The sequence below is a fragment of the Micrococcales bacterium genome (genome assembly GCA_016703125.1).
GTDB lineage: Bacteria > Actinomycetota > Actinomycetes > S36-B12 > UBA10799 > JADKAV01.
The window spans coordinates 452,994-466,887 of sequence record JADJCR010000002.1; the positions used below are offsets into that span (position 1 = coordinate 452,994).

Here is a 13,894-nt window from a genome sequence, read left to right on the forward strand (position 1 = left end):
CCTGTCGCCCGCGGCTCACTCCCCCGGCCAGTCCCCCAGAGTGTCGAGGTACATCCGTCGGACCTCGGCGATCCTCTCCTCGAGGTTGTCGCGGTCCCAGTCGTCGGTCGGGACCGGCGGCAGTACCGCCACGTCCACCGTGCCCGGGTGGATGATCATCGAGTGCGCGGCCATGATCTCGCCGCAGTTGCGCATCACGATCGGCACGACCGGCACCCCGGCCTGCATCGCCAGGTGGAACGGCCCTTTCTTGAATGGCAGCAACCGCGGTGTCGGCGAGCGTGTCCCCTCCGGGGCGATGGCGATCGACCGGCCGTTGCGCAGTGCTTCGACCGCCGGCTCCAGGCCCTCCCGGGCGGCGGCGTTGTTGCTGCGGTCGATGTAGGCGACGTCGTCGAGGGAGCCGATGGGGCCGAAGAACGGGTCCTTCTCCAGCGACTTCTTGGCAACACCGGTGAAGTCCTTGCGCAGCAGGGCGGCGAGCACGAACACATCGAGCTGGCTTTGGTGGTTGAACAAGAAGACCGCTGGCCGCGCCGCCCAGAGGTTCTCCTCGCCGTCCACGTTCAGGCGCACGCCAGCAGTCGCGAGCGCCAGGTCGGACCCCGTGCTGGCAGCCAGGTTGGCGCCCAGCGACCGGCTGCGGTTGAGGATCGCCAGTCCGGTGGCGGCGGCCACACTGCTGGCGAAGACCCCCATCGCAGCCGCGCTGCGCCCGAGGTCCAGCACCGAGGTCGACCGCGGGGTCTTCAGGCGCGCCACCGGCCAGCCCCGCTCCTTCGCCACCTCCCGCAACTGCTCGGTGGGGTTCAGCGCGCACGGGTACCCGACGAGATCCAGCAGCGGCAGGTCCTCCTCACCGTTGGTGTAGCCGAAGGACTCGCCGAGGTCCACGTCCCACTCGTCGGCGAACTCCACCACCCCGTCGGCCTTGCTCTGCCCCCACCGGATGTCAGTGGCGAGATCACCGGTCAGCCGGCCGTCCTCGTCGACTTCCATCTCGGTGCACACGATGTGGTCGATGCCGAGGTCCTCTGCTGTGGCCTGGATCTGCGGGCGAGTGGCCGACGACGCGACCACGACCGTGTGGCCCTTGCGCAGGTGCGCCTCCACCAGCAAGCGGGAGTCGGTGAAGAGCATCCCGGCGATCTTGCGGCTGAACACGTTGCGCGCCCAGGTGTCCATCTCCTCGGAGTCCCTGCCCGCCTGCCCCATCACGCCGACGCGCATCATCTCCGACACGTCGTGACCGCGGCGTTCCACATTGATGCTCTCGCGCACGGTCTTCACGACCTCACTGACCGAGATCTCCCCGCGGCGCAGGCGGTACTTGAAGAAGGCCGCTGCGGAGTAGCCGTCGATCAGCGTGCCGTCGAAGTCGAAGAACGCGCCCACCTGCGGGCCTTCGGGCGAGTTCTCGATCTGCTCGATCAGCCACTCGATGTCAGCCATTGGTGCCTCCGAGACTCGCCCGCTCGATCATGACCGGCTGGCCGAGGTCGGCGGCGATCCGGCGCAGGTCGTCCATGCGCCGCACGATGCCTTGCAGCTCCTCGGCGAAGTCCGCCCGGCGCCGCGCGAGGTCAGGGGCGTCGGAGGTGACCAGGTTCTGGTTCTTGGCCAACTGGAAGGCGTTGACGAAGTAGTCCTTCGATATCGACTCCGGCGTGTGGAGCGTCTTCTGCAGCCACCGCTGGCGCGCCAGGCTCAGCGACGATTCCACCAGGGCCTTCTGTTCCACCGCGGCGTCTCCGGCCGCCGCCAACTGGTCGGCCAGCACGCTGTACGCCTCGAGGAACGGCCCGATCACCCGGTGGGCCAGCACCAGTTCGAGCTTGCGGGCCTCCTCCAGGACACGCTGCGGTGTCAGCGCGGCCTCTTCCCAGGCGGGATACATGTAGGAGGCCTCCGTGGCGATCTGGTCGGAGAACTCCCGGGTGGTGGGGAAGAAGAACTCGAACTTCAGCAGGTCCTTCAGCCTCCGTGCGTTCTGCCAGGTCGCCGCTAAGATGTCCGCCGCGTCGTCCTCGGCTGCCTGGATCACCGCCAGTTCCGTGATGGCCCGGTTGAGGAAGAAGTGGATGACGGTGTTGCGGTAGAAGGCGGCCTCGTGCTGGTGATCCAGGGACACGTAGAAGACCCGCTCGCCCGGTCCGTCGTACTGCGTCACCACCCCCTCCTGCACGAGGTTGCGGAGGGTGTCGCGCAGCGGGCCGTGGTCGTCGAGGTTCACCTGCTGGGTCAGCGGCAGGTCGCGGCGCTTGATGTATTTCAGAAGTGGCTGCAGGATCCGCCTGCCCTCCTCCACGGTGATCGCCCGGTCACCGTTGTCCAGCAGGGCGAACGTCAGCATGGCGCTCGGCGTGACGGGGGTGACGGCGTTTATCCGGTTGCACGCCTCGAAGGCGACCATCGGCACGGCCAGGCGCGGCCGGGCCTGACCCTCGTTGTCGAGGGTGAGGCTCAGGGCGTCGGTCAGGGACAACGGTTCGCCGAACCGCAGATGCGCCCGGCCGAGCCCGCGGGACTGCGAGCGCGCGAACTTGTAGAGCCAGCTCAGGCTCTCCGGCGTCTTGGTGCCCCCCATTTCCTCGGCGGAGATGGCGCTCACCTCGTGCTGCTGGTCGTAGATGATCGAGGTGGGAACGATGCGCACGTCCCGGTCAGGGTTGTCAGCGAATGCGTCCACGACGTAGCTGAGGATTCCGTAGCGGGGCGGGCGCAACTTGCCGGTGCGCGTGCGGCCGCCCTCGATGTACCACTCGAGGTTGTGCTTGTTGTCCATCAGGTGCGACAGGTACGCCTTGAGAACGGCACGGTAGAGGTGGTCGTCGCGGAACTCCCGGCGGATGAACACGATCCCGTTGCGCCGGCCGATCTCCGACATGGGCCACAGGGCGAGGTTGGAGCCGCCCAGAGTGTTGTTGGGCGGGAATCCGTGGCGCTCCAGCGCCCAGCGCAGGACCAGCGGGTCCAAGTAGGAGCGGTGGTTGGGCAGGAAGATCAGGCCGGAGGTCTCGTTGAGTTGGCGCAGCTTCTCGACGTCGGCGGGCTGGTAGTCCACTTTGTAGGCACGGGAAAGCCAGCGCGTGAACATGTCCCATCCGGCCACCGATAGCCCGCCGGGTTTGACAGCCATCTCCTTGAGGTCGGAGCGGGCCTCGTCGCGCAGCAGCGAGACCGGAGTGCCCGTCTCCTCGGAGAGTTGCGCCAGAGTGCGCACGAAATCGGGGGTGTCCAGAATGTGTTCCACGGCCTGACGCTAGCCCGGGGATCGTCAGTGACGCCAGTGGTCGGGGGTCACGGGGTCTTCACGAAGATGTCCTCGCTGAAGGCGTTGTTGTCCCCGGGGGCCAGGTTCTGCGCACTCGACACGAACACGATCCGGGTGCCGTCCGGGGACCACACCCGCGGCGCCGAACTGAACACGCTCGAGGCGTTGTCGCCCTGAACGCCGCTCGTGTTCGAGGAGACCAGTTGTACGAACCCGGTGGTCAGGTTCTTCGTGAAGATGTCGCGGCGCGTGTTGGCGTCGTTGGGCACGAGGTCTACGGCCTCGGAGTCCCAGGCGAGCGAGTTGCCGTCCGGTGACCAGCTCGCGTTGCGGTGGGGCCACAGCGTGGGCTGCCCGGCAGCGTTGGTGGAGACCATGGTCACCGCGCCATTGCCGAGGTTCTTCACGAAGATGTCCTCGTGCACGTTGGTGTCACCGGCGACCACGTCGTTGGCCTTGGAGTCGAACGCGATACGGGTGCCGTCCGGGGACCACGTGCCCTTTCCGAGAACCCGCTGAGCTGGCCACCCGAGCTGTTGGTGGAGACCCTGGTGGTGGTGTTGGTGTTGATGTTCTTGATGAACAGGTCGGTGCTCACGTTCGTGTCATTGGGCACCAGATACGGGGATTGGGACTCGAACAGGATCCGCGTGGAGTCCGGCGACCAGACCGGCCGTTCGGAACCCATCGGGCCGCCGTTGTTCAACTGCTGGTTGCCGCTGCTGTCGCTGCTGACGCGGTGGAAGTCCGAGCAGTTCTGAAGAGTGCTGTTGCGGTCGACCCAGAAGATGTCCCAGGCGTTGTTGTTCTGGAACCCACACGCCGGGTTGAACTCCTCTGTGGTCGCGAAGGCGATCTTTGAGCCGTCCGGCGACCACGTGGGCCACCCACATCCGATCCCGAACCACTCGACGTCGCCGGTGTTGAGGTTCTTGCCGAAGAGGTCGTCCCCACTCGAGGGGTCGGTCAGGAGGTTCGTCGCCTCCGAGCAGAACAACAGCCAATCGCCCTGTGGGGAGAAGCCCAGACCCATGTTGATCCCGGGAGTGGAGGGGCAGCCGTCGCTCAGCGTGCCGTTCGCTGCATTGTCCACAACGCGGATCGCCCCGGTGGCAAGCGTCTTGAGATACACGTGAGCGCAGCCGTCGTTGACGCCGGGCACGAGGTTCTTCGCCTTGGAGTAGAACGCGATCTTGGTGCCGTCGGGAGACCATGTGGGGCTGCCGGCCTCCGCATCGCCGCCGTGGCCGTTGGCATCCGAGTTGACCCGCATGATGGGGCCGGCGGAGGTCGTGGGCTTGCCAGGCGGAACACCCGGCCCGGGCCCTGGATCAGTCGTCGGGCTCACGACGACCCGTTTGCTCACCTTCGCGCCCTTGCGGCCCTTCACGATGATGGTGATCTTGAAGGACGTTCCCGCAGTGGCCCTGCGGGCAGGGTGCAGCGCAGCACGACCGCTGTGGCGGGCTTCTTTTTCTTCCGCTTCAGCCTGGCAACCCTGCACGACATCGCGCCGTCCTTGACCTTGAGTTGCTTGGGCTTCTTGACCCGCCACGACTTCTTGAGCTTCATAGTGACGGTCTGAACCGCCGCCAGCGTGCTGTCCTGGGGGGCTGCCGCCTGGGCGGTCACCGGAGCGGTGGCGATGGCCATGGCCGCGGCCAGCAGGAGCCGGATGCTCGGCGGATTCTGCGTACCATGGGAACCTCCTGGGTCGCGGTCAGCATAGACCCACGTGCGTGCCCGGTACAGAGCGATCGCGCACCCCTCCCGCGAATGGCCGATGTTTGGGCGAGCCTCGATCACCGGCAGACTCCGATGGATAGGGGCTGCAGCGCCGGCCACTGTGCGGTTGGCCCATGACCTTGACCCAGCACCGAAGTTGACACTAGCGTCAACTTTGTGAGAATCCTGGTCGCAAACCGTGGCGAGATCGCCTGCCGGGTGTTCCGGACCGCCTCTCGTCTGGGCCACGGCGCCGCCGCCGTGTTCACCGAGGCCGATCGGGGGCGCTGCACACCCGCAGCGCCGACATCGCGGTCGCCGTCGGGTCGTACCTCGACACTGACGAGATCCTGCGCGCCGCGCGGCGGGTAGGGGCCGATGCCATCCACCCCGGCTACGGCTTCCTGTCGGAGAACCCCGGCTTCGCCCAGGCGGTCGTTGATGCCGGTCTGGTCTGGATCGGTCCCACGCCGGAGTCCATCCGGGCGATGGCGCTGAAGGTCGAGGCGAAGGAACTCGCGCAGCGTGCCGGGGTGCCGATGTTGACCAGCGGCACCGATGTCTTCCCCGTGCTGGTGAAGGCGTCTGCCGGGGGCGGCGGGAAGGGCATGCGCAGGGTGAACCGCCCGGAGGACCTGGAGGAGGCGGTCGCGGCGGCCAAGCGCGAGGCGGCCAGCGCGTTCGGCGACGACACCGTATTCATCGAGCGGTACCTGGAGTCGGCACGCCACGTGGAGGTGCAGATCTTCGGCGACACCCACGGCAACGTGGTGCACCTGTTCGAGCGGGAGTGCTCCATCCAGCGCCGGCACCAGAAGGTCGTTGAGGAGGCCCCTTCGCCGGGGGTCATCCCCGAGCTGCGCGAGCAGATGACCTCGGCGGCGGTGCGGCTCGCCACACAGATCGGCTATGTCGGGGCCGGCACCGTGGAGTTCATGGTCTCCGGCGACGAGTTCTTCTTCCTCGAGATGAACACCCGCCTGCAGGTGGAACACCCGGTCACCGAGACGATCACGGGCTTGGACCTGGTGGAGTGGCAGATCCGGGTGGCGCAGGGCGAGGTGTTGCCGGTCGGCCAGGACGAGGTCACCACGTCGGGGCACGCGATCGAAGTGCGGCTCTACGCCGAAGATCCCGCGAACGCCTACTTGCCCAACACCGGGATGCTGCGGGTGTTCGACGTGCATCCGGCCGCAGGGATCCGCGTGGACACCGGCTTCGTGGCCGGTGACGCCGTGACGGCCAACTACGACCCGATGCTGGCCAAAGTGATCGCCCACGGGCCGACCCGGGCGGCGGCGGCGGAGCGCCTGGCCGCGTACCTGCGCCGCGCCGGTGTGGAGGGAGTGGTCACCAACAAGGACTCGCTGGCCGCTGTGCTCGGCGAGCGCGACTTCCTGGCGGGCGCGACCACCACCGATTATCTGGACAACCATCCGGAGGTGCTGGCGCCCCCGGTGGATGCGATCCGGCACGCGCTGGCCGTGCTGGCTGTGCGCGACGTCGACGGGCCGGTGGCCCCGGCCGGGTGGCGCAACGTCCCGGCGGCCCCGGAGTGGCTGCAGGTACTGATCGCCGGCCGGCTCGTCACCCTGCGGTGGTTGCGGGAGGCTGCCGGCTTGCGCGTGCAGATCGTCGACGGGGATCCCCTGCTGGGAGAGGCCTCCGATGTGGGCCTGGTGCAGTTGAGCGCGAACAGTGTCGAGATCGACGGGGTGCTGACCCCGGTGGCGGTCACGGGGATCGACCACGGCACGGTCACTGTTGACGGCCTCACGCTGGCCTTCGAGGTCTTGCCGCGCTTCGACGAGAACGCGCACGCCGCCGACGCGAACGGGCCGACCACGCCCGTGCCGGGGACGGTCACCGATGTGCGGGTCGCGGAGGGCGATGAAGTGACCGCGGGGCAGATCCTCGTCGTGCTGGAGGCCATGAAGATGGAGCACACCATCACCGCCGACGCCGACGGCGTGGTCGCTGCGGTCCATGTCCGAACGGGGCAATCGGTCGATGCCCACCAGATCGTGGTCACCATCGAAGAGGCATGACTGCCTGTGACGAAGGTGTGGGGCCTGCGGGCTGGTTTGTGATGATGGTGGGGTTGCGGGGCGCGGGAGGGGTCACCTTCGTCGCACGGCGGGTCCGGTGGCCGGCACTTTCGTCACAACCGTCGACGGGGGCAGCCGACAGCGGCCCCTTGACCCCCGCCGAAGTTGACACTAGCGTCAACTTCATGAAACGCCCTGTGCGCATCGCCAACTGCTCCGGCTTCTTCGGCGACCGATTGGCAGCAGCGCAGGAGATGGTCGAGGGCGGCCCGATCGACGTGCTCACTGGTGATTGGCTGGCCGAACTCACCATGCTCCTGCTCGCCCGGCAGAAGATGAAGCACGGGACCGGGTACGCCCGCACGTTCCACCAGCAGATGGAACAGGTCCTGCCCACCTGCCTTGAAAAGGGCATCAAGGTCGTCAGCAACGCCGGTGGCCTCGACCCCGTCGCGGCGGCGCAGGCCATCCAGGACCTGGGGACCGGTGCCAAGGTCGCGTCCGTCAGCGGCGACGACCTCCTGCCGCGATTCTCCGAGGTGGGCGACCAGTGGCACAACCTCGACACCAGCGAACCCTTCACTGGCCACCCTTTGAGCGCGAACGCCTACCTCGGCGCCCGCGGTATCGTCGCGGCGCTGGAGGCCGGCGCGGATGTCGTGGTCACCGGTCGGGTGACCGATGCGGCGCTGGCGATCGGGCCCGCGGCATGGTGGCACGGCTGGGACCTCGACGACCCGGCAAGCCTCGACGCGCTGGCCGGTGCCCTGGTTGCGGGCCATGTGATCGAGTGCGGCGCGCAGGCCTCGGGCGGTAACTACGCCTTCTTCCGCGAGGTCCCCGGGTTGGAGCACGTGGGCTTCCCCATCGCGGAGGTCGCCGCGGACGGCACCAGCGTCATCACCAAGCATCCGGACAGCGGCGGGCTGGTCAGCCCGGGCACCGTGACGGCGCAGTTGTTGTACGAGGTCGGCGACGAGCACTACCTCAACCCCGACGTGACCGCCCGCTTCGACACCATCGAGATCGACCAGGTCGGCAAGGACCGTGTGCGTCTGTCCGGCACGCGCGGGGAGAGTGCCCCGGAAACCCTCAAGGTGGCCATCAACTACCTCGGCGGCTTCCGCAACACGATGACCCTGGTGCTGACCGGAGCAGACACCGCGGAGAAGGCCGACGTCGCGCTGCGCACGATCTGCGGGGTGGGGCTGGCGGAGGCCAAGGTCCTCTCCCCGGCCGAACTCGGTGCCCGCAGCCGCCTGGGCGTGCGCGAACTCAGTGTCGCGTACACGGCGCCGGCCAGCGACGACCCGCGGGACGTGGCCGCCGCCCAGGGCCGACTCGTGCTCACGGCCAAGGACGACGACCCGAAGAAGGTCGGCAAGGCGTTCACGCGCCCGGCGGTCGAGTCGGCGCTGGGTTCTTACCCGGGGATGTTCCCGACCGCACCCCCGGCCGACGGCACTCCGTACGGCGTCTACTGGCCGTCGACGGTGGCGATCGAGGACGTTCCGGTGGTCGTGATCCTCGACGGCGAGGAGGTCGCAACCGTGGCCGGCGGGAAGCCTGTGAGCGCGCCGCCGGTCGCTGCACCCGTCCTGCCCTCGCCGCCGCAGGAGGCGATCATCGCCGGGCCGTTCGCCCGCCGCCGCTTCGGAACGTTCGTGGGCGCCCGCAGCGGTGACAAGGGCGGCAACGCCAACGTCGGCCTATGGGTCCGGCACCCCGCCGAGGACGCGGCGGTGGCGCTGGCCTGGCAGGAGGCTGACGCGCTCACCGCGCCGCAGGTGGACGCCCAGCACGACACCGCGCAGGTGTGGGCCGCGGATGTCGACCTCGACGTGGATGCCGAAGCCGTGGAGCTGGCCGATGCCCGATACGAGTGGCTGTGTGACTTCCTGACCCGGGAGCGGCTTGCGGAGATGCTTCCGGAGGCCGCCACCCTGCCGGTGGAGATCCATTACTTCCCGCCCCTGCGGGCGATCAACATCCTCATCAAGGGCCTGCTCGGCCGCGGAGTGTCCGAGACGACGCGTAGCGACCCGCAGGCCAAGGGCCTGGCCGAGCAGTTGCGTGCGGTGTGGATCGACGTGCCGGAGCAGCTCTTGTGAACCCCCGCACCGAACGCGGCCGGCGCACCCGTACGGTCCTGCTCACCGCGGCGCGGGATGCGTTCGAGCAGCGCGGTTTCGACGACTGCCGGATGAACGACATCGCCGACGCTGCCGGCGTCTCGCACGGGACTGTCTACACGTACTTCGAGTCCAAGGAGGAGATCCTCGGGCAGGTCATCGACGAGTTGCTCGTGGAGTTGCAGGACGACCTGCGCACCTCCGCGAAAGACCCCATGGCCCGCATCGAGGAGGCCAACCGCCGCTACCTGCAGGCCTACCGCGACAACCACCGGCTACTACAGGTCATCGAGCAAGCCGCGGTCACGAGCCCCGAGATCGGCGAGCGTCTCGACGCCTTCCGCCGCCGCTACCACGCCCGCGTCAGTGCCGCCCTGCGCCGCCTGCAGGAGCAGGGCCGGGTTACCACCGACCTGCCCGCCGACGTCACCGCCACTGCGCTGTGCGCGATGGTGGAAGGCTTCTCGCGGTACTGGGCGCGGCCCCTGACCGACGACATCAACCGGACCCTGACCAGCCTGTGGGTGAACGCCCTGGGCCTGGATTCGGTCGCTTGAGGCGAGCAGCGCCGGTTGGTTGATGTTTGGTTGGTTTCAGCAGTTGGTTGACGTTCACCTCACGAGCCCCACCCAACGGCACGAGCCTCAACCAACTGCGCGAGCCTCACCCAACGGCACGAGCCCCACCCAACGGCACGAGCCTCAACCAACTGCACGAGCCCCACCCAACGGCACGAGCCTCAACCAACGGCGCGATCGCAAGATTCTCCTTGACCCGAGCCAAAGTTGACACTAGCGTCAAGTTCATGAGACTCACCGCTGAGCACGAGCAGTTCCGCAAAGCTGTGCGGCAGGTCGTGGAGAACGACATCAACCCCCACGTCGACGAGTGGGAAGCGGCCGGCATCTTCCCGGCCAAGCAGGTCTTCTCCAAACTCGCCGAGATCGGGGCGCTGGGCCTGGAGTACGACCCCGAGTTCGGCGGTCAGGGGGCCGACCACTCCTACACGCTGGTGCTGGCCGAGGAACTCGGTCGCATCGACTGTGCCGGCGTGCCCATGGCGATCGCGGTGCAGGCGGGCATGGCGACCCCGTCGCTGGCGAAGTACGGCTCCCCGGAACTGAAGCAGAAGTACCTGGTGCCGGCGCTGCGCGGGGAGATGGTGGCGGCCATCGGGGTCAGCGAGCCCGACGCCGGCTCGGACGTCTCCGGAATCCGGACCAAGGCGGTGCGCGACGGCGACGAGTGGGTGATCAACGGCCGCAAGATGTGGATCACGAACGGCACTCAGGCCGACTGGCTGTGCTTGCTGGTGCGGACCTCCGACGAGGGCGGGTACTCCGGGATGAGCCAGATCATCGTCCCCACCGCAACGCCCGGGTTCAGCGTCGGGCGCAAGATCGAGAAGATGGGCAACTGGTCCAGCGACACCGCCGAACTGGTCTTCGAGGACGTCCGCGTGCCGGTGTCCAACACCATCGGTGAGGTCGGCCGCGGATTCCAGCAGCAGATGATCCAGTTCCTCGACGAGCGCCTCATCGGCGCTTACATGGCGGTGGCCAGCATGCGCAAGGCCCTCGACAAGACCAAGGACTACTTGCAGCAGCGCGAAGCGTTCGGCAAGCCGCTGTTGGCCAACCAGTATCTGCAGTACAAACTCGCTGAGCTCTACGCCGACGTCGACGTGCTGGAGGCGTACAACCGAAACTGCGCCGAGCGCTACCTCGCCGGCGAGGACGTCACCAAGATCTCCACGATCGCCAAGCTCAAGGCCGGGCGGTTGCAGCGTGTCGTGGCGGACACCTGCGTGCAGTTCCACGGCGGCATGGGGTACGCCGAGGAGAACTGGCCGGCGCGGTACTACCGCGACGCCCGACTGACGTCGATCGGCGGCGGCGCCGACGAGGTCATGCTGCGGGTGCTCGCGCTGCTGGAAGGCATGGGGCGCAAGTGAGGTACGAGGTCGCCGACGGTGTCGCGACGCTGACCCTGGACAACCCGGACGCGCGTAACGTGCTGGACGCCGACACCATGGCGGCCCTGTCAGACGGCTTGGTGAACGCCGGCGAGGATCCGGCGGTGCGCGTGGTCGTGCTCGCTGCCGAGGGCCGGGCCTTCTGCGCCGGCGCGGACCTCAAGGGGGCGTCCTCAGCCGATGCGGCGTCGTTCACCGCGCAGGGGCCGATGGCGCTGGTGGCGGTACTCGAGAACATCCTCGACTGCCCCAAGCCCACCATCGCCAAGGTGCAGGGGCATGTGGCAGGCGGGGGCAACGGGCTGGTTGCGGCGTGTGATTTCGCGGTGGCCAGCGAGGACGTGCACTTCGCCTTTTCCGAGGTGCGCGTGGGGGTGGCGCCGGCCGTGATCTCAGTGGTGTGCCTGGATCGCATGAACCGCCGCGACGGTATGGAGCTTCTGCTGCTCGGCGAGCGGGTGCCGGCGGCACGGGCGGCACAGGCCGGCCTGATCAACAAAGCGGTGCCCGCTGCGGAGGTCGAAGCCACCGTGGCGCAGTACGTGGACGCGCTGGCCAAGGGCGGGCCGCAGGCTTTGGCCGCGACGAAGAACCTGCTGCGGCGGGTGCCCGGTATGCCGCGCACCGAGGCGTTCGCGTGGACGGCGGAGGTTTCCGCGCGACTGTTCAACAGCGATGAGGCGAGGGCGGGGATGACTGCCTTCCTGAGCAAGCAGCCGGCGCCGTGGGTGGTTGACTGACCCCCGTGAAGGAACGCATCGCCGCCGACTTCCCGCGGGTGCGGGCCGAACTCGGTGAGCTCGTCCGGATCGCCGGGTGCGCCTTCCCGGGATTCCCCGATGAGGAGATCGAGCGGGCGTGCGCGCACGTCATGGATCTCTACCGGGCGGCGGGGTTCCCGCGTGTGGAACGACTCGACATCGATGGCGGCAAGCCCGCGGTGCTGGCCGAGGCGCCCGGCCCGCGCGGTAGCCCCACGGTCCTGCTCTACGCGCACTACGACGTGCAGCCGGCCGGGGATCTCGCGCTGTGGCACTCGCCACCGTTCGAGCCGACTGAACGTGAAGGTCGTCTCTACGGCCGTGGCGCGGCGGACGACAAGTCGGGGGTCGTCGTGCACGCCGCAGTGCTACGGGCCTTCGACGGGCACCCGCCCTGCACGCTGCGGGTCATCGTCGAGGGTGACGAGGAATGGGGCGGGCCGCTCGCGGAGTACCCGCGGCAGAACCCGGACCTCTTCGCCGCCGACGCCGTAGTCGTGGCCGACGTGGGCAACGCCAGGCTCGGCGAACCGACACTGACCACGGCTCTGCGCGGCATGGCCGCGGTGACGGTCGAATGCCGGACGCTGACCGGTGCGGTGCACTCCGGCATGTTCGGCGGGCCTGCACCGGACGCGCTGATGGCTCTGATCGGGTTGTTGGCGACGCTGCGGGACCCGCAGGGGGAGACCGCTATCGACGGGATCGCCGGGTTCGACTGGGACGGTCCCGGCCCGGACGAGGCCACGTTCCGGGAACTCGCCGGGGTGGTCGACGGCCAGCCCCTGACGGGCACGGGCAGCATCGCCTCCAGGCTGTTCACCAAGCCCGTGGTCAACGTCGTGGGCATCGATGCCCCCGCTACGCGCGGTGCGGTGAACGCGGTGATCCCCTTCGCGCGGGCCAGGGTGTCGCTGCGGGTGCCGCCGGGCCAGGATGCGCTGGCCGCGCGCGAGGCACTCATGGACCACCTGCGGACTCGGGCACCCTGGGGCGTGAAGGTGACCGTCACCCCAGATGTGGTGGGTCAGGGGGTGCGGGTCGACACGTCCGGCCCGGCGTACGCCGCCGCCCGCCGGGCGCTGCAGGAGGCGTACGCCCGGCCTGTCCAGCAGATCGGTGCTGGTGGCTCGATCCCATTGATCGACGCTCTTCGCGCCGCGGTGCCGCAGGCGGAGATCCTGCTGTTCGGCGCACAGGACCCGATGGCGCGCATCCATGCGCCCAACGAGAGCGTCGACCTCGCCGAGCTCGAACGCACGGTCCTCGCCGAGGCCCTGTTCATCGAGTACTTCGCGGCTGGAGAAAACTGACGAACGAGCCGACACTGGATATATGACAGTTGTAGATGCCGTTCGTCCCGAACCCGATGCCACCGTCGCGCCCGTCCGGATGCGGCCGTGGGGGTGGCTGGTCCTCCTCGCCAGTGCCATCGGGACCGTCTCCGGCTCGATCACGATCATGGACAAGATCGCGCTGCTGAAGGACCCAGCGGCCGGCTCCTTCTGCGACATCAGTTCCACCGTGGGCTGCTCCCCAGTGCTGCTGGCGTGGCAGTCCAGCGTGCTCGGCCCGCCCAACGCCCTATTGGGTGTGATCATGTTCGCGGTGCTCGGGACGTCGGGTGCGGTGGTGGCGAGCAACGGCCGCCTCGTGCCCGCCTTCCACACCGCGATGCTGGGACTGTCCGTGTTCTTCGGCTTGTTCCTGACCTGGTACATGTACGAGGTCGCCTTCTCGATCGGTTCGCTGTGTCCCTTCTGCACAGTGTGCGCGGCGGCTGTGCTGACCACCGTCGTCGGAACGAACCGGCTGGCTGCTGCCAACGGCTTGGGCCTGGCCCAGCGCCTGGCGCGCGGGTCCTGGGACGTCCTCATCGTCGGAGGATGGGGAGCCATCATCGCGGCGATGCTCTTCTCCGGGATCTGGCTGTAGGCTTTCGCATCCTCCGGGTCGGTGCCCGGTCGCCGTCCCCTGCG

At 68.4% G+C, this 13,894-nt stretch carries 11 protein-coding genes and 1 pseudogene; 7 read left to right on the forward strand and 5 right to left on the reverse strand.

Annotated features, from left to right (window positions below):
* Positions 1-15 precede the first annotated feature (15 nt).
* Genes IPG68_03890 through IPG68_03910 form a run of 5 tightly spaced genes read right to left on the reverse strand, consistent with a single transcriptional unit; the run spans position 16 to position 5,080 of the window.
* Positions 16-1,452 carry an HAD-IB family hydrolase gene (locus tag IPG68_03890; GenBank protein MBK6762456.1) on the reverse strand — a complete coding sequence of 479 codons (1,437 nt, stop codon included), beginning with the start codon at positions 1,450-1,452 and terminating at the stop codon, positions 16-18.
* Positions 1,445-3,253, reverse strand: a complete 1,809-nt coding sequence (locus IPG68_03895; protein ID MBK6762457.1) for a 1-acyl-sn-glycerol-3-phosphate acyltransferase — start codon at positions 3,251-3,253, stop codon at positions 1,445-1,447. Before IPG68_03895 ends, IPG68_03890 begins: the two co-directional genes overlap by 8 nt.
* 47 nt (positions 3,254-3,300) lie before the next feature.
* On the reverse strand, positions 3,301-3,720 hold the full coding sequence (locus tag IPG68_03900; protein MBK6762458.1) for a PD40 domain-containing protein: 420 nt from the start codon (positions 3,718-3,720) through the stop codon (positions 3,301-3,303).
* Positions 3,678-4,664 (reverse strand): PD40 domain-containing protein, encoded by a 987-nt coding sequence (locus IPG68_03905; GenBank protein ID MBK6762459.1) that lies wholly within the window; start codon positions 4,662-4,664, stop codon positions 3,678-3,680. The genes IPG68_03900 and IPG68_03905 overlap by 43 nt, the downstream gene beginning before the upstream one ends.
* Positions 4,661-5,080 (reverse strand): hypothetical protein, encoded by a 420-nt coding sequence (locus IPG68_03910; GenBank protein ID MBK6762460.1) that lies wholly within the window; start codon positions 5,078-5,080, stop codon positions 4,661-4,663. The genes IPG68_03905 and IPG68_03910 overlap by 4 nt, the downstream gene beginning before the upstream one ends.
* A gap of 102 nt (positions 5,081-5,182) precedes the next feature.
* Between IPG68_03910 and IPG68_03915 the strand changes: the two are divergent.
* From IPG68_03915 to IPG68_03945, 7 genes and pseudogenes are all read left to right on the forward strand, one after another.
* A pseudogene (locus tag IPG68_03915) lies at positions 5,183-7,047 on the forward strand (biotin/lipoyl-binding protein).
* A 185-nt stretch (positions 7,048-7,232) separates the two neighbouring features.
* Positions 7,233-9,158: a DUF1446 domain-containing protein gene (locus IPG68_03920; protein ID MBK6762461.1), complete on the forward strand. Its 1,926-nt coding sequence runs from the start codon at positions 7,233-7,235 to the stop codon at positions 9,156-9,158.
* A complete protein-coding gene (locus IPG68_03925; GenBank protein ID MBK6762462.1) occupies positions 9,155-9,736 on the forward strand; it encodes a TetR/AcrR family transcriptional regulator in 582 nt (193 codons plus the stop codon). The genes IPG68_03920 and IPG68_03925 overlap by 4 nt, the downstream gene beginning before the upstream one ends.
* 248 nt (positions 9,737-9,984) lie before the next feature.
* Positions 9,985-11,133 (forward strand): acyl-CoA dehydrogenase family protein, encoded by a 1,149-nt coding sequence (locus IPG68_03930; GenBank protein MBK6762463.1) that lies wholly within the window; start codon positions 9,985-9,987, stop codon positions 11,131-11,133.
* Positions 11,130-11,894 (forward strand): enoyl-CoA hydratase/isomerase family protein, encoded by a 765-nt coding sequence (locus IPG68_03935; protein MBK6762464.1) that lies wholly within the window; start codon positions 11,130-11,132, stop codon positions 11,892-11,894. Before IPG68_03930 ends, IPG68_03935 begins: the two co-directional genes overlap by 4 nt.
* Entirely contained in the window at positions 11,891-13,228 is a 1,338-nt protein-coding gene (locus IPG68_03940) for a M20/M25/M40 family metallo-hydrolase (GenBank protein ID MBK6762465.1), read from the forward strand. Before IPG68_03935 ends, IPG68_03940 begins: the two co-directional genes overlap by 4 nt.
* 22 nt (positions 13,229-13,250) lie before the next feature.
* On the forward strand, positions 13,251-13,850 hold the full coding sequence (locus IPG68_03945; protein MBK6762466.1) for a hypothetical protein: 600 nt from the start codon (positions 13,251-13,253) through the stop codon (positions 13,848-13,850).
* Positions 13,851-13,894: the final 44 nt, after the last annotated feature.

What these genes read in the sequence shown, in the direction of transcription:
- IPG68_03945 (MBK6762466.1), top strand. Translation starts at nt 13,251, where the DNA reads ATGACAGTTGTAGATGCCGTTCGTCCCGAACCCGATGCCACCGTCGCG.
- IPG68_03920 (MBK6762461.1), top strand. Translation starts at nt 7,233, where the DNA reads ATGAAACGCCCTGTGCGCATCGCCAACTGCTCCGGCTTCTTCGGCGAC.
- IPG68_03930 (MBK6762463.1), top strand. Translation starts at nt 9,985, where the DNA reads ATGAGACTCACCGCTGAGCACGAGCAGTTCCGCAAAGCTGTGCGGCAG.
- IPG68_03890 (MBK6762456.1), bottom strand. Translation starts at nt 1,452, where the DNA reads ATGGCTGACATCGAGTGGCTGATCGAGCAGATCGAGAACTCGCCCGAA.